The following is a 23,874-nucleotide window of genomic DNA, read 5'->3' on the forward strand; positions in this document are numbered from 1 at the left end:
CGGTGAATGGATAAGGCACAATGCCGGCCACCACATCGTTACCACGGTCAATAGGGGCTGTGGATAAAGGTGTCGGTGATTCTGGTTAACAAAAGCGGTGCAATATGCAAGTTTTTATCATGCGTCACGGCGACGCAGCCCTCGATGCCGCCAGTGATTCGGTTCGTCCCTTAACCTCCTGTGGTTGTGACGAATCTCGCCTGATGGCGAACTGGCTGAAAGGTCAAAAAGTGGATATCGAACGTGTTCTGGTGAGCCCGTTCCTACGAGCCGAACAAACGCTGGATGTGGTGGGGGAGTGTATGAACCTGCCAACCGGTGTGGATGTTTTGCCGGAGTTGACTCCCTGCGGCGATGTCGGTCTGGTCAGCGCCTATTTACAGGCTCTGGCCAATGAAGGTATCGCCACGGCGCTGGTCATCTCTCACTTACCTTTAGTGGGGTATCTGGTGTCTGAACTTTGCCCAGGCGAAACACCGCCGATGTTTACCACATCAGCGATTGCCAGCGTAACGCTTGATGAGAGCGGGAAGGGTACTTTTAACTGGCAGATGAGCCCGTGTAACCTAAAAATGGCAAAAGCGATTTAAAAAGCCTGGAATCGGATAAGGCACAGCCGTCATCCGGAAAATCAAAGGGCCGCAAATGCGGCTCTTTCTGTTTTTCTGGATCAGGGAAGTTCGGGCGGTTGCCACTCTTCCACTTCAATCAGCAGCAGCAGCGCGGCGTCGCCACCGTACTCTTTTGGCGCTTGATGAAAGGCCATCACGTGCGGATGCTGCGCCAGCCAGAGCGGCGTTTGCTGCTTAAGAATATGTTTTCCGTGACCATGCATTACGCAGGCGCAAAACACATGCTCACGACGACAGGCGGCAATCAGCGCGCCTAACTCCTGTTTGGCCTGCTGCTGGGTCAGCCCGTGCAGATCGAGAAACAGCTCCGGGGAGTAATCGCCACGGCGCATTTTCTTCAGTTCGAAATGGCTGACGTCGGCACGCAGATATCTTACCGGGCCGTCCGTATTCAGCAGCGGCTGAAACTCGTCCGAGAAATAGTGACTGGCATCAGCTTGTTCCTGCAGCAGCCTTTTAACCGGAACCTCGGTAATTTTTTTACGTAGCGGTCGGTGAACAATGGTGTCCTGTTTCATTTTACGCGTGCCGGTCATCAGCTGGCGAAACAGCGTCTGATCCTCCTCGCTGAGCGATGTTTTCTTTTTCATTCGAGAGTCTCATCTTTTATTTTTCGTTAGTTTAACCCGACTCGGCGGGCATCCGATCGCTTAAAACGCAATTTTCGCGCTCAGGCCCTGTGTGAATGCTGATTTATCGCCGTCTTCGTGGCAAACTAGCCGCCGAAATTAATACGAGCATGCCCTGGAGGAATACGTGGATAAAATTTTCGTCGATGAAGCAGTGAGTGAACTGCATACCATTCAGGACATGTTGCGTTGGGCGGTCAGCCGTTTTAGCGCGGCGAACATCTGGTATGGCCATGGCACGGATAACCCATGGGACGAGGCCGTACAACTGGTGCTGCCGTCACTTTATCTGCCGCTGGATATTCCAGAAGATATGCGTACCGCGCGTCTGACTTCCAGCGAGCGCCATCGCATTGTTGAACGCGTGATTCGCCGCGTCAACGAGCGCATTCCGGTCGCTTATTTGACCAACAAAGCCTGGTTCTGCGGGCATGAGTTTTATGTTGATGAGCGCGTGTTGGTACCACGTTCGCCGATTGGCGAGCTTATTAATAACCGCTTTGCGGGCCTTATTAATGAGCAGCCGCAGCATATCCTGGATATGTGTACCGGCAGCGGCTGTATTGCCATTGCCTGCGCCTATGCTTTCCCGGAGGCTGAAGTGGATGCGGTGGATATTTCCACCGACGCGCTGGCGGTGACCGAACACAATATTGAAGAGCACGGCCTGATCCATCATGTTACGCCGATCCGTTCCGATCTGTTCCGCGATCTGCTGAAAGTCCAGTATGACCTGATTGTGACCAATCCGCCGTATGTCGATGCGGAAGATATGTCCGATCTGCCAAACGAATATCGTCATGAACCTGAGCTGGGTCTGGCGTCCGGCAGCGATGGACTAAAACTTACCCGCCGCATTCTGGGTAACGCTCCGGACTACCTGTCGGATAACGGTATTCTGATTTGTGAAGTCGGAAACAGCATGGTACATCTGATAGAGCAATACCCGGATGTACCGTTCACCTGGCTGGAGTTCGACAACGGCGGTGAAGGTGTATTCATGCTGACCAAAGAGCAGTTAGTTGCTGCTCGCGAGCACTTCAGCATTTATAAAGACTAAATACACGCGCACATACACAACACTCATAACGGAGCCGTGATGGCAGGAAACACAATTGGGCAACTCTTTCGCGTAACCACTTTCGGTGAATCACACGGGCTGGCGCTCGGTTGTATTGTCGATGGTGTTCCGCCGGGCATTTCTCTGACAGAAGCTGACCTGCAGCACGATCTCGACAGACGCCGTCCGGGCACATCGCGCTACACTACGCAGCGTCGTGAGCCGGATCAGGTGAAAATCCTCTCCGGTGTGTTCGAGGGCGTTACCACCGGCACCAGTATTGGCCTGTTGATCGAAAATACCGATCAGCGTTCACAGGATTACGGCGCGATTAAGGACGTTTTTCGTCCAGGACACGCCGACTATACCTATGAGCAGAAATATGGCCTGCGTGACTACCGTGGCGGCGGACGCTCATCCGCACGTGAAACGGCGATGCGCGTTGCGGCCGGAGCGATTGCCAAAAAATATCTGGCGGAAAAGTTCGGCGTTGAAATTCGCGGCTGTCTGACGCAGATGGGTGATATTCCGCTGGAGATCAAAGACTGGTCCCAGGTGGAACTTAACCCGTTCTTTTGTCCAGATCCGGATAAACTCGAGGCGCTGGACGAACTGATGCGTGGGCTGAAGAAAGAGGGCGACTCCATCGGGGCGAAGGTGACCGTAGTTGCAAGCGGCGTACCAGCGGGTCTCGGCGAACCTGTATTTGACCGCCTGGATGCTGATATCGCTCACGCGCTGATGAGCATTAACGCCGTTAAAGGCGTTGAGATTGGCGACGGTTTTGACGTTGTTGCACTGCGCGGCAGCCAGAACCGTGATGAAATCACCAAAGAAGGTTTCCAGAGTAATCATGCGGGCGGCATTCTTGGTGGGATCAGCAGTGGGCAACAAATCATTGCTCATATGGCGCTGAAACCGACCTCGAGTATTACCGTTCCAGGGCGCACTATTAATCGCTTTGGTGAAGAAGTCGAAATGATCACCAAAGGTCGTCACGATCCGTGTGTTGGGATCCGCGCCGTGCCAATCGCCGAAGCGATGCTGGCGATCGTGTTGATGGATCACCTGCTGCGTCAGCGGGCGCAAAATGCGGACGTGAAGACCGATATTCCACGCTGGTAAGAGATGAAAAAAACGGCACTTGCGGCGCTGGCTCTGTTTGTCAGCACCGCCTGTCTGGCGGCGACGCCCTGGCAGAAAATTACCCATCCGGTTGCAGGCAGCGCGCAGTCTATCGGCGCGTTCTCCAATGGCTGTATTGTTGGCGCAGATACGCTGCCTGTACAGTCAGAACACTATCAGGTGATGCGCACCGATCAGCGCCGTTACTTTGGCCATCCGGATCTGGTGATGTTTATCCAGCGTCTGAGTAATCAGGCCAACAATCTGGGGCTGGGTACGGTGTTAATCGGCGATATGGGCATGCCGGCCGGTGGGCGATTCAATGGCGGTCACGCCAGCCACCAGACGGGACTGGATGTAGATATTTTCCTGCAATTGCCGAAAACCCGCTGGACCCAGTCGCAACTGCTGCGGCCGCAGGCGTTAGATCTGGTCTCACAGGATGGCAAACGTGTCGTGCCGTCACTCTGGAAGCCGGAGATTTTCAGCCTGATCAGGCTGGCGGCAAAAGATAATGAAGTCACGCGTATTTTCGTGAATCCGGCGATTAAGCAGCAACTTTGTCTGGATGCAGGGACCGACAGGGACTGGTTGCGTAAAGTGCGGCCATGGTTCCAGCATCGTGCGCATATGCACGTACGGTTGCGTTGTCCTGCCGACAGTCTTGAGTGCGAAGATCAACCGTTACCACCACCGGGTGACGGCTGCGGCGCGGAGCTGCAAAGCTGGTTCGAACCTCCGAAACCTGGAACCACCAAGCCTGAGAAGAAGACACCGCCGCCGTTGCCGCCTTCCTGCCAGGCGCTACTGGACGAGCATGTACTCTAATGGATCATTTTGCCTCTCTGTTTATGGTGTCGCCACTGCTGTTAGGGGTGCTTTTTTTCGTGGCGATGCTGGCAGGTTTTATTGATTCTCTGGCCGGAGGCGGTGGTTTACTCACTATCCCGGCATTGATGGCGGCCGGGATGCCACCCGCGCAAGCGCTGGCCACCAATAAGCTACAGGCCTGCGGAGGATCTATCTCTTCCTCCCTCTATTTTATTCGCCGGGGCGTGGTTAATCTGGCGGATCAGAAGCTCAATATCTTCATGACTTTTATCGGCTCAATGAGCGGCGCGCTGTTGGTTCAGCACGTGCAGTCAGATATTCTGCGCCAGATCCTGCCGGTTCTGGTTATCTGTATTGGCCTTTACTTTCTGTTGATGCCGAAAGTGGGGGAGGAGGACCGACAGCGTCGGTTGCATGGGTTGCCTTTCGCGCTGGTGGCCGGGGGCTGCGTCGGCTTTTACGATGGCTTTTTTGGTCCGGCTGCGGGGTCGTTCTACGCGCTGGCTTTTGTCATGCTGTGCGGCTACAACCTGGCGAAATCGACGGCCCACGCCAAAGTATTAAATGCCACATCGAATATCGGCGGGCTGTTGCTGTTTGCCCTCGGCGGCAAAGTGATTTGGGCGACCGGATTTGTGATGCTCATTGGCCAGTTTATTGGCGCACGGATGGGCTCACGGCTGGTGCTCAGTAAAGGACAAAAACTCATTCGGCCAATGATCGTCATTGTCTCCGCCGTGATGAGCGCCAAGCTACTTTATGATAATCATGGACAGGAGATTCTCCACTGGCTGGGGATGAACTAATGAATAATACCCATCACTACGAACAGTTAATTGAGATTTTTAACGGCTGCTTTGCCGATGAATTTAATACCCGTCTGATTAAAGGCGATGACGAACCGATCTATCTTCCTGCGGATGCGGAATTACCATATCACCGTATCGTTTTTGCGCATGGCTATTATGCCAGCGCGTTACACGAAATTTCACACTGGTGCATCGCCGGTAAGGCGCGGCGTGAACTGGTCGACTTCGGTTACTGGTACTGTCCGGACGGACGCGACGCGAAGACGCAATGCCAGTTTGAAGATGTGGAAGTGAAGCCGCAGGCGTTTGACTGGCTGTTTTGCATGGCGGCGGGCTACCCGTTTAACGTCAGTTGCGACAACCTTGAAGGGGACTTTGAACCGGATCGCGTGGTATTCCAGCGCCGTGTCCATGCTCAGGTGATGGAGTACCTGGAAAAGGGGATCCCTGAACGTCCGGCGCGCTTCATTAACGCGTTACAGAATTATTATCACACGCCTGAACTTAAGGCGGAACAATTCCCGTGGCCCGAGGCGCTCAACTGAAGTCGCTGCCACGTTTACAATGAGGAAAGAAGATGATCGCGGAGTTTGAATCACGCATTCTGGCATTAATCGACGATATGGTAGAGCACGCCAGCGATGATGAGTTGTTTGCCAGTGGCTATTTGCGTGGACACCTGACGCTGGCCGTGGCCGAACTGGACGCTGGCGAGGACCATTCCGCTGAGGCATTGTACGCCAATGTGACCAGCAGCCTGGAAAAAGCCATCAGCGCAGGCGAACTATCGCCGCGTGACCAGGCGTTAGTGAAAGAAATGTGGGACACTCTGTTCCAGAAGGCTACTGCACAATAATTGCGGTAAATTGTGCCGGATGGCGACGCTCTGGTGTCTTATCCGGCCTACCTTGTTGGGGGGTTGTAGGCCTGATAAGCGTAGCGTCATCAGGCCATGACGAGAGGGCACTCCATCCTTTTATTTCACCGCTTTACCCTTCAATAACTTCCTGACCCACAGACGATTTGGATTTAGTGCCGCCAGCGTGCTGGCATCCATGGGAATCGGTTCATTGCTCATTTGCGAAGCCAGAATTTCTGCACACAGCGGGGCAGTACACAGCCCGCGCGATCCCAGCGCGCCCAGCATAAATAAATCGGAATAAACCGGCGCGCTTACGGCGTGTTCTTTGTCTGCAGCAAGTGTGGTGTACTGGCTGAGCGTGGCGTCATAGTCCGCGACGTTGCCGACCATTGGCATGTGATCGCGCGTGGCGCAGCGCACTCCACAGCGGGCGGCATTGTCACTAACGTCTACCTCTTTTGCCCACACAGCGTTCGGGAAGCAGTCGATTAAGCGTTGACGGTTTTGTTGCTGATCGTCCTCGCGATACGCTGTCTCTTCACTCCCTCGATGATAGCTGGCGCCAATGCAGTGCTGCTGATTTTGCGGGTTGTGCGGCGTGAGGTAGCCGTCATAGCACAGCACCTGACGCAGCGCTGAAAGTGCAGGTGTGGTGGGAATATGACTCACCTGACCGCCCACGGAGTACACCGGTAGCGGCTGCGTTTGCTCAAAGCCGCTAATGCGATGACCGTTAGCCAGAACGACTGCTGCGTGAGAGGCGGTTTCTCCACTGGAAAACTGCAATTGCCAGCTTGCTGTCTGGCGAGTCAGTGAGGCCAGCGTATGTTGGTAGCGGGTGCGTAATCCCAGGGTTGTTGCATACTCCAGTACCGCGGCGGTTAACTGCGCCGGGTACAGCCATCCTCCGGCCGGATACTGAATCCCGCCGCATCCGGTTTCCACCCCTGTCGTTTGTAAAACCTGCTGTGCGTCAACCCCGACGGCGAGCGCAGTGGGCAGTTCAAGGGACAGCATCTGGGTGATTTTTTGCTGGCTTTTCTCATCCCACGCGAGTTGCGTCACGCCGCACCAGTCATGCGCGAACTCAACGGGGAGGGCGTCATACAGTCGTCGGGCGAAGGTAAACGCAGTGGGGAAAAAGAGATTAATGGCTGCGTCATGTTTGCTAAGTAGGGGGTAGAGCGCCCCCTGGCGATTACCGGATGCGCCCCCGGCAGGTTTATCGTCGGCGCAATACAGCGTGACCTGCCAGCCGCGGCGCAATAACGCCAGTGACAGCAATGCGCTGGCAATTCCTCCACCAATAATGGCGGCTTCGCGCTTATCTGTTCCCGTACGCGCAAACCATGGCGCCGAGGACGTGAGCGCCTGAGTCTGTTCCATCACGCCACAGAGCATTTCGCGTTTGCGCCCAAAGCCTTTGCATTTTTGCATTGTAAATCCGGCTTCCTGCAACCCCCGACGTACAAAGCCTGCCGATGTAAAGGTTGCCAGCGTCCCGCCGGGACGAGCCAGTCGGGCCATCGCGTTAAACAGCGTTGGCGTCCACATATCCGGGTTTTTTGCCGGTGCGAAACCGTCCAGGAACCAGGCGTCCACCTTTTGATTCAGAGAGTCATCCAGCGTACTGGTCAGTTCGTTAATATCGCCAAACCACAGATCCAGCGTGACGCGCCCATCATCAAGCAGCAGGCGATGACATCCCGCCAGCGGCAGCGGCCATTGTTCTTGCAGTGCCGTGGCCCACGGGGCAAGTTCTGGCCAGTGCTGGTGGGCTAAGGTGAGATCTTCACGCGTCAGCGGATATTTTTCAAAGCTGATGAAATGTAATCTTTCCAGGGTAGCTTCTGGGTGGGTATCGCGAAAATCGGCAAATGCCTGCCAGAGCGTGAGGAAGTTAAGTCCGGTGCCAAACCCGCTTTCTGCCACCACGAAGAGAGGACGTGAATGCGCAGGGAATCGTTGTGCGAGATGGTTACCGCCGAGAAAGACGTAACGTGTCTCTTCCAGCCCGTTATCATTAGAAAAATAGACATCGTCAAAATCTCGGGAAACAGGTGTACCCTCAGCGTTGAATTCAAGGTTGGCAGGTTGTATAGCGTATTGTTTCACGTAAGTTACTCGTCTGACAGGCTGTGCCCCGATCTTAGCGATGAGTGCCTGGCTGCGCAAATTTCCACATAAAATGGCTGATCGGACTTGTTCGGCGTACAAGTGTACGCTATTGTGCCACTCGAAACTTTAAAATAGTGCGACTTACAGAGGTATTGAATGAAACGTGCAGTGATTACTGGCTTGGGCATCGTTTCCAGCATCGGTAATAACCAGCAGGAAGTCCTGGCATCTCTGCGTGAAGGACGTTCAGGGATCACTTTCTCTCAGGAGCTGAAGGACTCCGGCATGCGTAGCCACGTTTGGGGCAACGTAAAACTGGATACCACTGGCCTCATTGACCGCAAAGTAGTGCGCTTCATGAGCGACGCATCCATCTATGCATTCCTATCAATGGAGCAGGCAGTGGCTGATGCCGGCCTGGCTGCAGAAGATTACCAGAACAACCCGCGCGTTGGCCTGATTGCAGGTTCTGGCGGCGGCTCCCCACGTTTTCAGGTGTTCGGCGCTGACGCAATGCGTAGCCCACGTGGTCTGAAAGCGGTTGGCCCGTATGTGGTCACCAAAGCGATGGCGTCCGGCGTTTCTGCCTGCCTCGCAACGCCGTTCAAAATCCACGGCGTAAACTACTCCATCAGTTCTGCCTGTGCGACATCTGCGCACTGCATCGGCAACGCGGTAGAACAAATTCAGCTGGGCAAACAGGACATCGTTTTTGCTGGCGGCGGCGAAGAGCTGTGCTGGGAAATGGCGTGTGAATTCGATGCAATGGGCGCGCTGTCTACCAAATACAACGACGATCCGTCAAAAGCTTCCCGTACCTATGACGCAAACCGCGACGGTTTCGTTATTGCTGGCGGCGGCGGTATGGTCGTGGTTGAAGAACTGGAGCACGCTCTGGCGCGTGGCGCGCACATCTATGCGGAAATCGTCGGTTACGGCGCAACGTCCGATGGCGCAGACATGGTTGCTCCGTCTGGCGAAGGCGCAGTACGTTGCATGCAGATGGCGATGCACGGTGTAGACACGCCGATCGACTACCTGAACTCTCACGGTACCTCGACTCCGGTTGGTGACGTGAAAGAACTGGGCGCAATCCGCGAAGTGTTTGGCAACAACAGCCCGGCAATCTCCGCAACCAAAGCGATGACTGGTCACTCACTGGGCGCGGCTGGCGTGCAGGAAGCTATCTACTCTCTGCTGATGCTGGAACATGGCTTTATCGCGCCAAGCATCAACATTGAAGAGCTGGATGAGCAGGCGGCAGGTCTGAACATCGTGACCAAACCGACCGAGCAGGCGCTGACCACCGTGATGTCCAACAGCTTCGGCTTTGGCGGCACCAACGCTACGCTGGTTATGCGTAAGCTGAAGGCGTAAGTCTCAGCTTGAATACGAAAAAAGGGAGCTAACAGGCTCCCTTTTTACTGTGTTTACTTCGGCATTTTTTCGTATTCCGGCGCGATCTCAGCGGACCATGCTCTGGCTCGCGTAATCTCTCCGGCATTGTAAATGGGCTGCTCGTAATGACGACCCGCGTCCCGGACACGATAAATTTTCCACCGTCCTTCCTCCCAACGGGTATATACCTCCAGTTGAATAGGGGCTGACTCAGTGCCTAACTGCAGGTTCAGTTTTTCACCGCCGAGGAATGGCTGCGCCTGTCCAACCCGCAACAGCGGGATCCATGCAGGTGCGTAATCCTGCACATACATAAAGTAGTCCGCTTGCACGATCTCCTGCTCATAAAGCGTATCAATCAGCGCCAGACGCCCGATAACCTCTTTGGCGACATAGCGTTGCAGTAATGCTGATGTTTCGCGGGGCGCATCCGGATCCTGAGTGTAGTTCTTCATCCACGAAAGATAGAACTGTTTCACATCCTGCGTGCTGTCACGGTGAGAAGGGGTACAGCCACAAATCAGCAGGATGAGAACAATCAGTGGAAAGGCTTTCATTACTTCTTCCTGTAAATGGTGTATGACGGCTTTGCGGTCCGATAACCCGGACCGGCCCACATGTCTCGCTGTTTGAAGTCGGAATACCAGTCATGACCGTCATATATCGCCATGTGACCGCTCGGGTTTCCATTAGCATAAGGTTGAATGATGATGACATCCCCTTCGCGCGGCTCTTCAAGCGCGCCAATGGCGCTGAAACCGGCGTTTTTCAGCATCGGACCATAATCTTTAGCATGGTAAGTGCGCCCAAGAGTAACGCCGCCTGCCTGAACAGCTTTGCGGGTATATTCCGCACAGCGCCCTTGTGAATGTGAACTCGCGTGCGATTTGGCGTAATTGACCGCCACCTTTTTATCCCAACTCATAACGACTCCTGTTAATAACATACGTAATAGCAATTACGTGATGCTTTAACAGTATTTACGCAATTGGAAATGGCAAATAGTGCTATTAATATTCTCAATATATTAAGCTGGGATATTTATTAATTTATATGCTCGATAAATTACGAGTGATCTATTTAATATTCAGTATTACTTGTTTTATCCTCTGGCTGCTGGCGTGGATAGCGTGACGGCCAAATCACGTCTGGCGAGGTTTCGAGCGCCTGCGCAATGATCTGCTCCGCTCTGGGCCAGCTTCGGGTAAATACATTGCGCAGTGAATCGGGCGATAATCCAGCCGCACGAGAAAGATCTCTGAGCGTGATTCCTTTTTTTTCCAGTGCACTTTTAATATCTGCACGATGCCAGTCTTGGCTTTTGTGTTCCATTCTGTAATCCTAAGGAAATGTGTTATCGGCGCCGATATTTTTCAGGGTATAAACCAGAGAAACAAAAGAATGTAACTTTCTTTTTGGTCACTGGAATATTGCCAGAATAAAACTGAAATTTCGCGCAAAAGAAAAAATATTTTTTATTCCACAGGCAGAAAGGAAAGAAACTAATGGCAAAAGAGTGGTTCACGGTAAAGGAATGTCTTGAATTGCCGGGGTTTCCAGGAAGCGCGCCTGCGGTTCGTTCCCGTTTAAACATGTACAGTGAAGGCAAAGAGGGCGTGAAGCGCAAACGTGTTAAATCAAAGGCTGAGGAGTTTCATATCTCCATTTTCCCTTTGTATCTCCGTCCTTACCTGAAAGAAACTGAAAAGGTGCTGGCCTTAGAGAGCCGTTCCGTACAGGAAGCGGAACCGAAAGAGATCTGGGATATGATGTTCAGACTGCTGACGCCGGGGCAGCGCAAGCAGGTGACCGGACTGTTTGGCACAAAAGGAATTGATGCGGTATTTCCTTTTTTATTCGACGAAAAGTCGTCTTTACCATGAACCAACCTGGTGAGATTTCAGGGTTGACAAATTTAGTGGCTCACAGGCAGACTTCGCACTCAACATTATCTATCTGATAATGCGTAAGCGTTTAACGTTATCCAACGCACCTTAATCCTGAAAGTCAGGTAGAGGGGGCGTGGACATTCCTCGCCTTACTCTGCATTTTGGAGTAACGCATGACAGCTGTAACCCAACAAGAAAAAACACCTTCGGCGAACTTTTCGCTGTTTCGTATCGCTTTTGCAGTTTTCCTGACCTATATGACGGTCGGTCTACCTTTGCCCGTTATTCCTCTGTTTGTGCATCAGGAGCTGGGCTATGGCAACACCATGGTTGGTATCGCCGTAGGCGTACAGTTTCTGGCAACGGTATTAACGCGCGGCTACGCTGGGCGCTTAGCCGATCAATATGGCGCCAAACGTTCGGCGCTACAGGGGATGTTTGCCTGTGGGTTGGCGGGCGCGGCGTGGCTGTTAGCCGCGCTATTGCCTGTTTCTGTCCCTGTAAAATTTGCATTGTTAATCGTCGGGCGTTTGATCCTTGGTTTTGGCGAAAGCCAACTGCTCACCGGAACGCTGACCTGGGGGCTTGGGCTGGTCGGTCCAACACGCTCGGGTAAGGTGATGTCGTGGAACGGGATGGCGATTTACGGTGCGCTGGCCGCCGGTGCGCCGCTGGGCTTGCTGATCCATAGCCACTTTGGCTTCGCGGCGCTGGCGGGAACGACAATGGTATTACCGCTGCTGGCATGGGCATTCAACGGCACCGTTCGCAAAGTGCCTGCTCATGCAGGAGAACGCCCTTCGTTATGGAGCGTGGTAGGGCTTATCTGGAAACCGGGCCTGGGCCTGGCGCTGCAGGGCGTTGGCTTTGCGGTGATCGGTACGTTTATTTCACTCTATTTTGTCAGCAACGGCTGGACGATGGCGGGGTTCACCCTGACCGCGTTTGGCGGGGCGTTTGTGTTGATGCGCATTCTGTTTGGCTGGATGCCGGATCGGTTCGGAGGCGTGAAGGTAGCCGTTGTCTCCTTACTGGTTGAAACCGCGGGACTGATTCTGCTGTGGCAGGCCCCATCAGCATGGATTGCGCTGCTCGGGGCGGCACTAACCGGGGCAGGGTGTTCGCTTATCTTCCCGGCATTGGGCGTAGAGGTTGTGAAGCGAGTGCCCGCGCAGGTTCGCGGTACGGCGCTGGGCGGTTACGCCGCGTTTCAGGATATCTCCTACGGCATAAGCGGCCCGGTCGCCGGGGTGCTGGCCACCGCGTACGGTTATCCCTCGGTATTCCTTGCCGGAGCGATATCCGCCGTGGTGGGGATTGTCGTGACGCTGCTTACGCTGCGCAAAGGTTAAGCGGCCAGCCAGAAAATGGCTAATGCGATCATTAACGCGACAAACAGCAGTCCCGGTCGTGCCGACAGAGATTTTACCGTTTCAATCATCGGCGCGAACGGGCTGTAAATAGGCTGAAGATGGCGCGGATCGTTAAGCTCGCGTTCCCGTTCTACGCGGCGCAGGAAGATTTGATTCAGCAAGTCCTGCACTTGCACTGTGGTCAGAATCGTTTGCGGTTGGATCTGATACGTCTGCTGCGCGTACTCTTTTATTGCCGTCAGCTCATTCGGCTCTAATGGCAGCTTCAGGGCCGCCTGGAGCGTTTGTAGCGTCGGGGCGCTTTGCAGGCTGAGCGTCTGGCGCGCCTGCAGCCAGGTGACCAGATGAGTAAACTGTTTGGCGGGGATCAGCTCACCGCTTTTTACGCCAGACAGCTCTAACATTGACTGCCAGATCATCTTACCTGACTCTCCCGTAGCCGCCGCCAGTTTGGTAACCAACTGGTTCAGCGTATTGTGCTCTGCGGGTAATAACGGACGATCGGTGGCCGGGCGCTGTTGCGGTTGCGGTATAGAAAGCTGCCCTTGTTGCAGCAGCGTGAGCACGTTCTTCAACTGCTCAGGCGTGAGCTGGCTGAGCGCCGTTTGCCCATACTGCTGACGGATAAAATCACTTACCGCCTGGCGGTTATTTCCCTGACTCAGTAATTCAGTGAGCTGTGAGAGAACCTGACGATTAGCATGATTTTGCTGAGCAACACCCAGCCGCTGATTCAGGTTTTGCTCCGCGGCAGGAAAGTGACGTGATTGCAGCGGCGTATCACTTTTGACGCCCAGATCGTGCTTCATTCCGGCCCACACCTCGGCGCTTTGCTGTTGGGTGAGTGAAATCAGACGGGTAATCAGTCGTTCCAGCACGGTACGTTGTTGTGTGGATAACGGTTGTTCACCCGCAGCAGAAGGGGCATTTTGGCCTTCGCCGGGAGGGCGTGCGGGTGTACCTGAAATGGGCTGCATCATCTCTGTTCCTTAAATCTGTGCTGACCAGGTCTCGCAGTATGCCTGGCGGCGAGATTATGGCACACTTGCCCGGTTAACTCTCGTTCTCAAACAGGTGCGAAAGACGTGAAAATCCTCGTTGATGAAAATATGCCCTATGCCCGCGAACTGTTCAGTCGTTTGGGGGAGGTCAAAGCGGTTCCCGGTCGCCCGATTCCCGTTGCCGAACTGGATGATGCGGATGCCTTAATGGTGCGCTCGGTGACGAAAGTAAATGAATCACTGCTTAGCGGAAAACCGGTTCAATTTGTCGGCACGGCAACCGCAGGCACGGACCATGTGGATGAAGCCTGGCTTGCGCAGTCGAAGATCGGCTTTTCCGCAGCGCCCGGCTGTAACGCGATTGCGGTCGTAGAATATGTTTTTTCAGCGTTGCTGATGCTGGCGGAGCGCGACGGGTTTGCGTTACGCGATCGTACTGTAGGCATCGTAGGCGTGGGCAATGTGGGCGGACGTTTGCAGGCACGTCTGGAAGCACTGGGGATCCGCACGCTGCTGTGCGATCCGCCGCGAGCCGATCGCGGTGACGAGGGAGATTTCCGCTCGCTCGACGAACTGGTAGAGCAAGCCGATGTGTTGACTTTCCATACGCCGCTGTTTAAAGACGGACCGTACAAAACGCTGCACCTGGCAGATGATGCGCTGATTAGCCGGCTGAAGCCGGGCACCATTGTGATCAACGCCTGCCGCGGGCCGGTCATCGACAATACGGCATTGCTGAACCGATTGAATGCCGGGCAGTCGCTGAGCGTCGTGCTGGATGTCTGGGAAGGGGAGCCGGATCTCAATGTGGCATTGCTGGAGAAAGCCGATATCGGCACGGCGCACATTGCCGGGTATACCCTGGAAGGAAAAGCGCGCGGCACCACGCAGGTCTTTGAGGCTTTTAGCAAGTTTATTGGTCGCGAACAACACGTTGCGCTCAATACCCTGTTACCTGCGCCGGAATTTGGTCGTATCACTCTGCATGGCCCGTTAGATCAGCCAACGCTGAAAAGGCTGGTGCATTTAGTGTATGATGTGCGCCGCGATGATGCGCCGCTGCGTAAAGTCGCTGGAATTCCGGGTGAGTTTGATAAGCTGCGTAAAAATTATCTTGAGCGCCGTGAATGGTCGTCTTTATACGTGATGTGTGACGACGCAACGGCTGCTGCCTTGCTGTGTAAGCTGGGTTTTAACGCTGTTTATCACCCGGCACATTAATGTCTTCTTAATGCTCCCTGTCGAATAATGCGACAGGGACGCTTACGTATTTCTGGAGTAAATCACCATGTCTGAAGGCTGGAATATTGCCATTCTGGGCGCAACGGGCGCCGTAGGCGAAGCCCTGCTCGATACGCTGGCTGAACGCCAGTTCCCGGTCGGTGAAATTTATGCGCTGGCGCGTAATGAAAGCGCAGGTGAGCATCTGCGTTTTAACGGTAAATCGGTCCTTGTTCAGGACGTTGTAGACTTTGACTGGACGCAGGCGCAACTGGCATTTTTTGTTGCGGGCGCTGAAGCCACCGCCGCATGGGTGGAAGAAGCGACCAATGCCGGTTGCCTGGTTATCGACAGCAGTGGCCTGTTCGCGCTTGAGCCGGACGTTCCGCTGGTGGTTCCGGACGTTAACCCGTTCGTACTGGCGGATTACCGCAACCGCAATGTGATTGCGGTCCCTTCCAGCCTGACCAGCCAACTGCTGTCTGCGCTGAAGCCGCTAATTGATGACGGCGGGCTGTCACGTATTACGGTGACCAATATTATTTCCGCTTCCGCTCACGGTAAAAAAGCCGTAGATGCGCTTGCCGGACAGAGCGCGAAACTACTGAACGGCATCCCGATTGACGATGACGATTTCTTTGGCCGTCAGCTGGCGTTCAACATGCTGCCGCTGCTGCCGGATCGCGAAGGTAGCGTGCGCGAAGAGCGCCGTATCGTCGATGAAGTGCGCAAAATTATGCAGGACGACGGGCTACTTATCTCCGCCAGCATCGTGCAGTCGCCGGTATTTTATGGCCACGCACAGATGGTGAATTTTGAAGCTCTGCGTCCGTTGGCGGCGGAAGAAGCACGCGATGCGTTTTCACGCGGTGAGGACGTAGTGTTGTCAGAAGAGACCTATATCCCGACGCAGGTTGGCGATGCGTCAGGTACTCCGCACCTTTCAGTTGGCTGTGTGCATAACGATTATGGGATGCCGGAACAGGTTCAGTTCTGGTCTGTGGCAGACAACGTACGCTTTGGCGGTGCGTTGATGGCGGTAAAAATTGCGGAAAAACTGGTGCAGGAGTACCTGTACTAATGTCTGACCTGCAACAGCCGTCAACCCATAAAATTGCGCTGGGCATTGAGTATGACGGCAGCAAATATTATGGCTGGCAGCGCCAGAACGAAGTGCGTAGCGTTCAGGAAAAACTGGAAAAAGCGCTCTCTCAGGTGGCGAATGAACGCATCACTGTCTTTTGTGCGGGACGCACGGATGCGGGCGTTCATGGCACAGGGCAGGTCGTGCACTTTGAAACGACTGCCCAGCGTAAAGATGCAGCCTGGACACTGGGGGTAAATGCGAATTTACCTGGTGACATTGCTGTGCGCTGGGTGAAAGCTGTACCCGATGATTTCCATGCCCGATTTAGCGCTACGGCTCGCCGTTATCGCTACATCATCTACAATCATCGGTTGCGCCCTGCGGTTTTAGGTAAAGGGGTAACCCATTACTATGAACCGCTGGACGCTGAGCGTATGCATCGTGCGGCCCAGTGTTTGATTGGCGAAAATGATTTTACTTCGTTTCGGGCGGTGCAGTGTCAGTCGCGCACACCGTGGCGTAACGTGATGCACATTAACGTTGAACGTTTTGGTGCATATGTGGTGGTGGATATTAAAGCGAATGCCTTTGTACATCATATGGTCAGGAATATTGTCGGCAGCCTGATGGAAGTAGGCGCCAACAACCAGCCGGAGAGCTGGATAGCAGAACTGCTAGCGGCGAAGGACAGAACGCTGGCAGCGGCAACGGCGAAAGCGGAAGGACTGTATCTGGTTGCAGTAGATTACCCGGAACGGTTCGACCTGCCAAAACCGCCTATGGGCCCGCTATTTCTGGCGGACTAATTTGAGTCGTATAAAGGCAAAACTATGGACCTGATTTACTTTCTTATCGATTTTATCCTGCACATTGATGTGCATCTGGCGGAGCTGGTTGCGGAATACGGTATCTGGGTATACGCGATTCTGTTTCTGATCCTGTTCTGCGAAACCGGGCTGGTGGTGACGCCGTTCCTGCCGGGAGACTCGCTGCTGTTTGTCGCTGGCGCGCTTTCTGCGCTGCCAACTAACGATCTCAATGTTCATCTGATGGTGATGTTGATGATTGTGGCGGCGATTATCGGCGATGCGGTGAACTACACGATTGGCCGTTTGTTCGGTGAAAAACTCTTCAGTAACCCGAACTCTAAAATTTTCCGTCGCAGTTACCTGGATAAAACCCATGCGTTCTACGAGCGTCATGGCGGCAAAACGATTATCCTCGCGCGTTTCGTACCTATTGTGCGTACATTTGCACCGTTTGTTGCCGGTATGGGGCACATGTCCTACCGTCACTTTGCGATGTATAACGTCGCAGGCGCGCTGCTGTGGGTATTGCTGTTCACCTATGCAGGCTATCTGTTCGGCGATCTGCCGATCGTTCAGGAAAACCTGAAATTACTGATTGTGGCGATCATCGTCCTTTCCGTATTGCCGGGCATAATTGAAGTGATTCGCCATAAACGCGCTGCGTCACGGGCTGCAAAATAGAAAGTAACTCAGCGGTTCGACCACTTTTTTATCCAAAGTTTCGGGCTGTTATGTTTTAATGTGCAACATTCATGGTCTGTTAGGGGCAAAAATGGCATTATGCGCCCCTTATAACAAAGCTGACTAGGGTTCAGGCAGAAAGGTCACCAATGAGCTGGATTGAACGAATTAAAAGCAACATTACTCCCACCCGCAAGGCAAGCATTCCTGAAGGGGTGTGGACCAAGTGTGATAGCTGCGGTCAGGTTTTATACCGTGCTGAGCTGGAACGTAATCTTGAGGTCTGTCCGAAGTGTGACCATCATATGCGCATGTCGGCGCGCAATCGCCTGCATAGCCTGTTAGATGAAGGTTCTCTTGTGGAACTGGGTAGCGAGCTTGAGCCGAAAGATGTGCTGAAGTTTCGTGACTCCAAAAAGTACAAAGACAGACTGGCTTCTGCGCAGAAAGAAACTGGCGAGAAAGATGCGCTGGTGGTAATGAAAGGCACGCTGCACGGTATGCCGGTCGTTGCTGCTGCATTCGAGTTCGCGTTTATGGGCGGCTCCATGGGCTCTGTGGTCGGCGCGCGTTTTGTCCGTGCCGTTGAGCAGGCGCTGGAAGATAACTGTCCGCTGATCTGTTTCTCCGCCTCTGGCGGGGCGCGTATGCAGGAAGCGCTGATGTCTCTGATGCAGATGGCGAAAACCTCTGCTGCGCTGGCGAAAATGCAGGAACGCGGTTTACCGTATATTTCTGTACTGACCGACCCAACAATGGGCGGTGTTTCTGCTAGCTTCGCGATGCTGGGCGATCTCAACATTGCAGAACCGAAAGCACTGATCGGCTTTGCTGGTCCGCGTGTTATCGAGCAAACCGTACGTGAGAAACTGCCGCCGGGATTCCAGCGTAGCGAGTTCCTGATTGAAAAAGGCGCTATCGATATGATCGTTCGTCGTCCGGAAATGCGCCTGAAACTGGCAAGCATTCTGGCGAAGCTGATGAATCTTCCTACGCCGAATCCGGATGAGCCGCGTGAAGGCGAGGTGGTACCTCCGGTTCCCGATCAGGAATCAGAGGCCTGATAGTTTACTCTATGGGTTTCGGGTTGCAGGCAGGCGATAAGAGAGTTGATCCCGATGAGCTTACACAGGTAAGTGATTCGGGTGAGCGAGCACAGCCAACGCATCTGCAACGTGAAAAACAACGTGTAAAAAAGGGCAGGCCGGTTGGTGCTGCCCTTTTGCTTTTCTCAACGTAAAGAATCTACAGCCATCATGGACAATAAACGTATTCCTCAAGCCGCGTCGCCCCTGGCATCGTGGCTTTCTTATCTGGAAAACCTGCACAGTAAAACCATCGATCTCGGCCTGGAACGCGTAAGTCAGGTGGCGCGCAAACTGGGTGTGTTGAAACCCGCGCCATTTGTTTTTACGGTCGCGGGAACCAACGGGAAAGGCACAACCTGCCGTACGCTGGAATCTGTGCTGACCGCAGCAGGTTATAAAGTTGGCGTTTACAGTTCGCCGCATCTGGTGCGCTACACGGAACGCGTACGCGTGCAGGGACGTGAACTGCCGGAATCAGCGCATACCGCCTCGTTTGCTGAGATTGAAGACGCGCGTGGCGACATTTCCCTGACTTACTTTGAATACGGCACGTTATCGGCACTCTGGCTGTTTAAACAGGCCCAACTGGATGTCGTCATCCTGGAAGTTGGGTTAGGCGGTCGCCTTGACGCGACCAATATCGTGGATGCCGATGTTGCGGTGGTCACCAGCATTGCGCTTGACCATACTGACTGGCTGGGCCCGGATCGCGAAAGCATTGGTCGTGAGAAGGCGGGAATTTTCCGTGCAGAGAAACCGGCTATCGTCGGTGAACCGGAAATGCCTTACACCATCGCCGATGTTGCGCAAGAGAGCGGGGCGATTTTGCAACGCTGCGGCGTGGACTGGCGCTATGTGGTCACGGAGAACGACTGGTCCTTTACGGACGATCACGGCACGTTGGCGCACCTGCCGTTGCCGCAGGTCCCACAACCTAACGCCGCGACCGCACTGGCAGCACTGCGCGCAAGCGGGCTGAACGTCAGCGAGCAGGCCATTCGTGACGGTATTGAACAGGCGATTTTACCGGGGCGCTTCCAGATTGTGAGCGAGTCGCCGCGGGTGATTTTTGATGTTGCCCATAACCCGCATGCGGCGGAGTATCTGACCGGCCGTCTGAAAAAATTAGTGAAAAGCGGGCGTGTACTTGCGGTTATCGGTATGCTACATGATAAAGATATTGCCGGTACGTTAGCCTGGTTAAAAAGCGTGGTTGACGCCTGGTACTGTGCGCCCCTGGAAGGGCCGCGTGGTGCTACTGCAGAACAACTGCTGGAGCATCTGGGTAAAGGCTACGCCTATGACAGCGTGGCGCAGGCATGGTCTGCGGCGCTAGCTGAGGCGAAGCCAGAAGATACCGTGTTGGTGTGTGGATCGTTTCACACTGTCGCACATGTCATGGAAGTGATAGACGTGGGGAGAAGCGGTGGCGAGTAAGTTTCAGAATCGATTAGTCGGCACAATTGTGCTGGTCGCGCTGGGGGTGATTGTGCTCCCCGGGCTGCTTGACGGGCAGAAAAAGCATTATCAGGATGAGTTTGCGGCGATCCCGCTGGTGCCGAAACCCGGCGATCGCGATGAACCAGACATGATGCCTGCAGCCACGCAGGCGCTGCCGACGCAGCCACCGGAAGGGGCGGCTGAAGAGGTGCGCGCGGGCGATGCTGCCGCGCCATCGTTGGATCCGTCACGTTTGACGACGGCAAACAGCGCGGAGTTAGATCCTGTCCCCGCGCCTGTAGAACAGCCGAAACCCAAACCGAAGCCGCAGCCGGTTGCCGTCGCTCCGACGCCAGCACCGGCTCCAGCGCCGAAACCGGCCGCGGTGGAACCGCCAGCTCCAACCGGCAAAGCGTACGTTGTACAGCTCGGTGCGCTGAAAAATGCGGATAAGGTCAATGAGATCGTGGGTAAACTTCGTGGCGCGGGCTTTCGGGTATATACTTCCCCGTCAACGCCGGTGCAGGGTAAAATAACCCGTATTCTCGTAGGACCTGATGCCTCCAAAGATAAGCTGAAGAGCTCGCTGGGCGAGCTGCAGAAGATCTCCGGTCTGAGTGGCGTAGTGATGGGGTACACCCCTAATTAAGGGATTGCGCTGTTCACGGCGCTGCTCTTAATTCAGGCCGGATAGGGCGTTTTTACCGCTATCCGGCAGTGCCCGAAGAGGCATAAAACGGTATGGCGTTGAAGATTTTTTCAGCGCCATTTTTATTTACGCGTGGAAAGGAAATCCCTACGCAAACGTTTTCTTTTTCTGTTAGAATGCGCCCCGAACAGGACGACAGGGCGTTAAATCGTGGGACACTTATGGTCTGGATTGATTACGCCATTATCGCGGTGATTGGTTTTTCCTGTCTGGTTAGCCTGATCCGTGGCTTTGTTCGTGAAGCATTATCGTTGGTGACTTGGGGTTGTGCTTTCTTTGTCGCCAGCCATTACTACACTTACCTGTCTGTCTGGTTTACGGGCTTTGAAGACGAACTCGTTCGAAATGGGATTGCTATCGCGATACTGTTTATCGCGACACTTATCGTCGGCGCTATCGTTAACTTTGTGATAGGCCAACTGGTAGAGAAAACAGGCCTGTCGGGTACTGACAGGGTGTTGGGGATCTGCTTTGGTGCTCTGCGAGGAGCGCTGATCGTCGCCGCCATACTGTTCTTTCTCGATACCTTTACCGGTCTGTCGAAAAGTGAAGACTGGAGCAAGTCGCAGCTGATCCCGCAGTTCAGTTTCATCATCAGATGGTTCTTTGACTATCTGCAAAGCTCGTCAAGTTTCTTGCCCAAAGTATAAACTTTGGGTTGTTGCTGAACGAGGAAAAGACGTATGTGCGGTATTGTCGGTATCGCCGGTGTTATGCCGGTAAACCAGTCGATTTATGACGCGTTAACGGTGCTCCAGCATCGTGGTCAGGATGCCGCAGGCATCATCACCATTGATGCCAACAACTGCTTCCGCTTGCGTAAAGCAAACGGAATGGTGAGCGATATTTTTGAAGCGCGCCATATGCAGCGTTTGCAGGGCAATATGGGCATCGGTCATGTGCGTTACCCAACGGCTGGCAGCTCCAGCGCCTCCGAAGCTCAACCTTTTTACGTCAACTCACCGTATGGCATCACGCTTGCCCATAATGGCAACCTGACCAATGCGCATGAGCTGCGTAAAAAGCTGTTTGAAGAAAAGCGCCGCCACATCAATACCACTTCAGACTCTGAAATTTTGCTGAATATTTTCGCCAGCGAGCTGGATAACTTCCGACATTATCCGCTGGAAGCCGATAATATTTTTGCTGCTATTGCGGCAACCAACCGCCAGATCCGCGGCGCCTATGCCTGCGTGGCGATGATTATTGGCCACGGTATGGTTGCCTTCCGCGATCCTAACGGTATCCGTCCGCTGGTACTGGGTAAACGCGATATCGGGGATGGTCGTACCGAGTATATGGTGGCCTCCGAGAGCGTGGCGCTGGATACGCTGGGCTTTGAATTCCTGCGCGATGTGGCACCTGGCGAAGCGGTGTATATCACCGAAAAAGGTCAGCTGTTTACTCGCCAGTGTGCCGATAACCCGGTTAGCAATCCGTGCCTGTTTGAATACGTTTACTTCGCACGTCCTGACTCCTTTATCGACAAGATTTCCGTTTACAGCGCCCGTGTAAATATGGGGACCAAGCTTGGCGAAAAAATTGCTCGCGAGTGGGAAGATCTGGACATTGACGTGGTGATTCCGATTCCGGAAACCTCCTGCGATATCGCGCTGGAAATTGCCCGTATTCTCGGTAAGCCGTACCGTCAGGGTTTTGTGAAAAACCGCTACGTGGGCCGTACCTTTATCATGCCCGGCCAGCAGCTGCGCCGTAAATCCGTGCGCCGTAAGCTGAACGCCAACCGTGCGGAATTCCGTGATAAAAACGTGCTGCTGGTGGATGACTCCATCGTGCGCGGTACCACCTCGGAACAGATTATCGAGATGGCGCGTGAAGCCGGAGCGAAGAAAGTGTATCTGGCCTCTGCGGCCCCGGAAATTCGCTTCCCGAACGTTTATGGTATCGATATGCCTACGGCGACGGAGCTGATTGCTCATGGTCGCGAAGTGGACGAGATTCGCCAGATAATCGGTGCAGACGGTCTTATCTTCCAGGATTTAAACGATCTGATTGAAGCGGTCCGCGCTGAGAACCCGGATATTCAGCAGTTTGAATGTTCAGTGTTTAACGGCGTGTACGTCACCAAAGACGTCGACCAGCAATATCTCGATTTCCTTGACTCCCTGCGTAATGACGATGCCAAAGCAATTTTGCGTCAGAACGAAGCGGAAAACCTCGAGATGCATAACGAAGGGTAATGTTCTGTTGCAGGTCAGGACACATAGAGTGGACTGACTTGCAACTGCGCATAAAAACCTGCAAAGTCAGCCCTGAAGCAAGTAAGGGCGAAAAAATGAAACGACTCATTGTAGGGATTAGCGGTGCCAGTGGCGCGATTTATGGCGTGCGCCTGCTGCAGGTTTTGCGTGACGTTACTGATGTGGAAACCCATCTGGTGATGAGTGCTGCTGCCCGACAGACGCTGGCGCTGGAAACTGACCTCTCTGTACGCGACGTGCAGGCACTGGCGAATGTAAATCACGATACGCGCGATATCGCCGCCAGTATCTCTTCCGGCTCTTTTCAGACCGCCGGAATGGTAATATTACCTTGTTCAATCAAAACGCTTTCAGGCATCGTCCACAGTTACACCGATGGGCTGCTTACCCGTGCGGCAGACGTGGTGTTGAAAGAACGCCGCCCGCTGGTGCTGTGCGTGCGTGAAACGCCCCTGCATCTGGGGCATCTGCGGCTGATGACGCAGGCGGCAGAAATTGGCGCGGTGATTATGCCGCCAGTCCCGGCATTCTATCATCGCCCGCAAACGCTAGATGATGTGATTAATCAAACAGTTAACCGCGTACTCGACCAGTTTGATATCTCCCTTCCACAGGATCTGTTCACCCGCTGGCAAGGGGCGTAAAACCGTTCCATCAGCGTGCAAAGAAACATCCGTTGCCCTGTTTCAGGGCAATTTTGTAACCGCGATCATATCCTCAACATTTAATTCGTTAAAACTCAACGAAACGCTGCGGTTCAACCGTCAGACCTGCTATCTTCAAAATCAGGACATTATTGCAACGTTTTATTAACATATTTAACGTCGAATATCCTCATCGACGCGAAAATGGCATAAGACCTGCATGAAAAAGTCTGCAAACACACAACA

At 53.9% G+C, this 23,874-nt stretch carries 26 protein-coding genes; 20 read left to right on the forward strand and 6 right to left on the reverse strand.

What is annotated here, in order from left to right; all coding sequences use genetic code 11:
- The first annotated feature begins 104 nt into the window (after positions 1-104).
- Entirely contained in the window at positions 105-590 is a 486-nt protein-coding gene (gene sixA / locus HV243_RS07710; RefSeq protein ID WP_003028179.1) for a phosphohistidine phosphatase SixA, read from the forward strand.
- An 80-nt stretch (positions 591-670) separates the two neighbouring features.
- Here the strand turns inward: sixA and smrB are convergent, their stop codons facing one another.
- Positions 671-1,222 carry an endonuclease SmrB gene (gene smrB / locus HV243_RS07715; RefSeq protein ID WP_016153877.1) on the reverse strand — a complete coding sequence of 184 codons (552 nt, stop codon included), beginning with the start codon at positions 1,220-1,222 and terminating at the stop codon, positions 671-673.
- A gap of 166 nt (positions 1,223-1,388) precedes the next feature.
- Here smrB and prmB point away from each other — a divergent pair, with 166 nt between their 5' ends.
- From prmB to HV243_RS07745, 6 genes are read left to right on the forward strand one after another with little or no spacing between them, the layout of a single operon-like run.
- Positions 1,389-2,321 (forward strand): 50S ribosomal protein L3 N(5)-glutamine methyltransferase, encoded by a 933-nt coding sequence (gene prmB, locus HV243_RS07720; protein ID WP_016157058.1) that lies wholly within the window; start codon positions 1,389-1,391, stop codon positions 2,319-2,321.
- 39 nt (positions 2,322-2,360) lie between these two features.
- Complete coding sequence (gene aroC / locus HV243_RS07725; protein WP_003028170.1) at positions 2,361-3,446, forward strand: chorismate synthase; 1,086 nt, start codon at positions 2,361-2,363, stop codon at positions 3,444-3,446.
- A 3-nt stretch (positions 3,447-3,449) separates the two neighbouring features.
- Positions 3,450-4,274 (forward strand): penicillin-insensitive murein endopeptidase, encoded by an 825-nt coding sequence (mepA, locus tag HV243_RS07730; RefSeq protein WP_053389551.1) that lies wholly within the window; start codon positions 3,450-3,452, stop codon positions 4,272-4,274.
- Positions 4,274-5,083: a sulfite exporter TauE/SafE family protein gene (locus HV243_RS07735; protein WP_016153874.1), complete on the forward strand. Its 810-nt coding sequence runs from the start codon at positions 4,274-4,276 to the stop codon at positions 5,081-5,083. Before mepA ends, HV243_RS07735 begins: the two co-directional genes overlap by 1 nt.
- Complete coding sequence (locus HV243_RS07740) at positions 5,083-5,631, forward strand: elongation factor P hydroxylase (protein ID WP_016153873.1); 549 nt, start codon at positions 5,083-5,085, stop codon at positions 5,629-5,631. Before HV243_RS07735 ends, HV243_RS07740 begins: the two co-directional genes overlap by 1 nt.
- A gap of 32 nt (positions 5,632-5,663) precedes the next feature.
- The gene (locus tag HV243_RS07745; protein WP_016157057.1) at positions 5,664-5,942 is read left to right on the forward strand and encodes a YfcL family protein; all 279 of its coding nucleotides are present in this window, start codon (positions 5,664-5,666) and stop codon (positions 5,940-5,942) included.
- 120 nt (positions 5,943-6,062) lie between these two features.
- On the opposite strand, the gene mnmC is transcribed toward HV243_RS07745, so the two are convergent.
- Positions 6,063-8,063, reverse strand: a complete 2,001-nt coding sequence (gene mnmC / locus HV243_RS07750; RefSeq protein WP_047358770.1) for a bifunctional tRNA (5-methylaminomethyl-2-thiouridine)(34)-methyltransferase MnmD/FAD-dependent 5-carboxymethylaminomethyl-2-thiouridine(34) oxidoreductase MnmC — start codon at positions 8,061-8,063, stop codon at positions 6,063-6,065.
- Positions 8,064-8,222: 159 nt separating this feature from the next.
- Between mnmC and fabB the strand changes: the two genes are divergently transcribed.
- The gene (fabB, locus tag HV243_RS07755; protein WP_016157055.1) at positions 8,223-9,443 is read left to right on the forward strand and encodes a beta-ketoacyl-ACP synthase I; all 1,221 of its coding nucleotides are present in this window, start codon (positions 8,223-8,225) and stop codon (positions 9,441-9,443) included.
- A gap of 53 nt (positions 9,444-9,496) precedes the next feature.
- On the opposite strand, the gene HV243_RS07760 is transcribed toward fabB, so the two are convergent.
- The 3 genes from HV243_RS07760 to HV243_RS07770 form a co-directional block, all read right to left on the reverse strand.
- Positions 9,497-10,021 carry a YbjP/YqhG family protein gene (locus HV243_RS07760; RefSeq protein WP_047358791.1) on the reverse strand — a complete coding sequence of 175 codons (525 nt, stop codon included), beginning with the start codon at positions 10,019-10,021 and terminating at the stop codon, positions 9,497-9,499.
- The gene (locus HV243_RS07765) at positions 10,021-10,389 is read right to left on the reverse strand and encodes an NlpC/P60 family protein (RefSeq protein WP_016153868.1); all 369 of its coding nucleotides are present in this window, start codon (positions 10,387-10,389) and stop codon (positions 10,021-10,023) included. The genes HV243_RS07760 and HV243_RS07765 overlap by 1 nt, the downstream gene beginning before the upstream one ends.
- A 155-nt stretch (positions 10,390-10,544) precedes the next feature.
- A complete protein-coding gene (locus HV243_RS07770) occupies positions 10,545-10,796 on the reverse strand; it encodes a helix-turn-helix domain-containing protein (protein ID WP_016153867.1) in 252 nt (83 codons plus the stop codon).
- A gap of 173 nt (positions 10,797-10,969) precedes the next feature.
- Between HV243_RS07770 and HV243_RS07775 the strand changes: the two genes are divergently transcribed.
- Together HV243_RS07775 and HV243_RS07780 are read left to right on the forward strand one after the other, a co-directional pair.
- Complete coding sequence (locus tag HV243_RS07775) at positions 10,970-11,347, forward strand: hypothetical protein (protein WP_016157053.1); 378 nt, start codon at positions 10,970-10,972, stop codon at positions 11,345-11,347.
- 179 nt (positions 11,348-11,526) lie between these two features.
- Complete coding sequence (locus tag HV243_RS07780; RefSeq protein WP_016153865.1) at positions 11,527-12,705, forward strand: MFS transporter; 1,179 nt, start codon at positions 11,527-11,529, stop codon at positions 12,703-12,705.
- Here HV243_RS07780 and flk read toward each other — a convergent pair.
- A complete protein-coding gene (gene flk / locus HV243_RS07785; RefSeq protein ID WP_053389555.1) occupies positions 12,702-13,703 on the reverse strand; it encodes a flagella biosynthesis regulator Flk in 1,002 nt (333 codons plus the stop codon). The genes HV243_RS07780 and flk overlap by 4 nt on opposite strands.
- Positions 13,704-13,811: 108 nt before the next feature.
- Between flk and pdxB the strand changes: the two genes are divergently transcribed.
- The 10 genes from pdxB to HV243_RS07835 all read left to right on the forward strand — a co-directional run bounded on the left by pdxB (position 13,812) and on the right by HV243_RS07835 (position 23,628).
- Positions 13,812-14,948, forward strand: coding sequence for a 4-phosphoerythronate dehydrogenase PdxB (gene pdxB / locus HV243_RS07790; RefSeq protein WP_016153863.1), 1,137 nt, complete (start codon positions 13,812-13,814; stop codon positions 14,946-14,948).
- Between the two features lie 67 nt (positions 14,949-15,015).
- Positions 15,016-16,029: an aspartate-semialdehyde dehydrogenase gene (locus HV243_RS07795; protein ID WP_016157051.1), complete on the forward strand. Its 1,014-nt coding sequence runs from the start codon at positions 15,016-15,018 to the stop codon at positions 16,027-16,029.
- Positions 16,029-16,841 (forward strand): tRNA pseudouridine(38-40) synthase TruA, encoded by an 813-nt coding sequence (gene truA / locus HV243_RS07800; RefSeq protein ID WP_016157050.1) that lies wholly within the window; start codon positions 16,029-16,031, stop codon positions 16,839-16,841. Before HV243_RS07795 ends, truA begins: the two co-directional genes overlap by 1 nt.
- A 24-nt stretch (positions 16,842-16,865) precedes the next feature.
- Positions 16,866-17,525, forward strand: a complete 660-nt coding sequence (locus HV243_RS07805) for a DedA family protein (RefSeq protein ID WP_016153860.1) — start codon at positions 16,866-16,868, stop codon at positions 17,523-17,525.
- Positions 17,526-17,674: 149 nt separating this feature from the next.
- Positions 17,675-18,589 (forward strand): acetyl-CoA carboxylase, carboxyltransferase subunit beta, encoded by a 915-nt coding sequence (gene accD, locus HV243_RS07810; RefSeq protein WP_016153859.1) that lies wholly within the window; start codon positions 17,675-17,677, stop codon positions 18,587-18,589.
- A gap of 192 nt (positions 18,590-18,781) precedes the next feature.
- Positions 18,782-20,050, forward strand: coding sequence for a bifunctional tetrahydrofolate synthase/dihydrofolate synthase (folC, locus tag HV243_RS07815; RefSeq protein ID WP_032931705.1), 1,269 nt, complete (start codon positions 18,782-18,784; stop codon positions 20,048-20,050).
- Positions 20,040-20,702 carry a cell division protein DedD gene (dedD, locus tag HV243_RS07820; RefSeq protein WP_053389550.1) on the forward strand — a complete coding sequence of 221 codons (663 nt, stop codon included), beginning with the start codon at positions 20,040-20,042 and terminating at the stop codon, positions 20,700-20,702. The genes folC and dedD overlap by 11 nt, the downstream gene beginning before the upstream one ends.
- A gap of 221 nt (positions 20,703-20,923) precedes the next feature.
- Positions 20,924-21,412, forward strand: a complete 489-nt coding sequence (gene cvpA / locus HV243_RS07825) for a colicin V production protein (protein WP_005129678.1) — start codon at positions 20,924-20,926, stop codon at positions 21,410-21,412.
- A gap of 33 nt (positions 21,413-21,445) precedes the next feature.
- On the forward strand, positions 21,446-22,963 hold the full coding sequence (gene purF / locus HV243_RS07830) for an amidophosphoribosyltransferase (RefSeq protein WP_005129677.1): 1,518 nt from the start codon (positions 21,446-21,448) through the stop codon (positions 22,961-22,963).
- Positions 22,964-23,058: 95 nt separating this feature from the next.
- Positions 23,059-23,628 (forward strand): UbiX family flavin prenyltransferase, encoded by a 570-nt coding sequence (locus tag HV243_RS07835; RefSeq protein ID WP_019077299.1) that lies wholly within the window; start codon positions 23,059-23,061, stop codon positions 23,626-23,628.
- The last annotated feature ends 246 nt before the right edge of the window (positions 23,629-23,874 follow it).

Origin of the sequence: Citrobacter sp. RHBSTW-00599, from assembly GCF_013784065.1 — a bacterium.
In the GTDB taxonomy this organism is placed as follows: domain Bacteria; phylum Pseudomonadota; class Gammaproteobacteria; order Enterobacterales; family Enterobacteriaceae; genus Citrobacter; species Citrobacter braakii.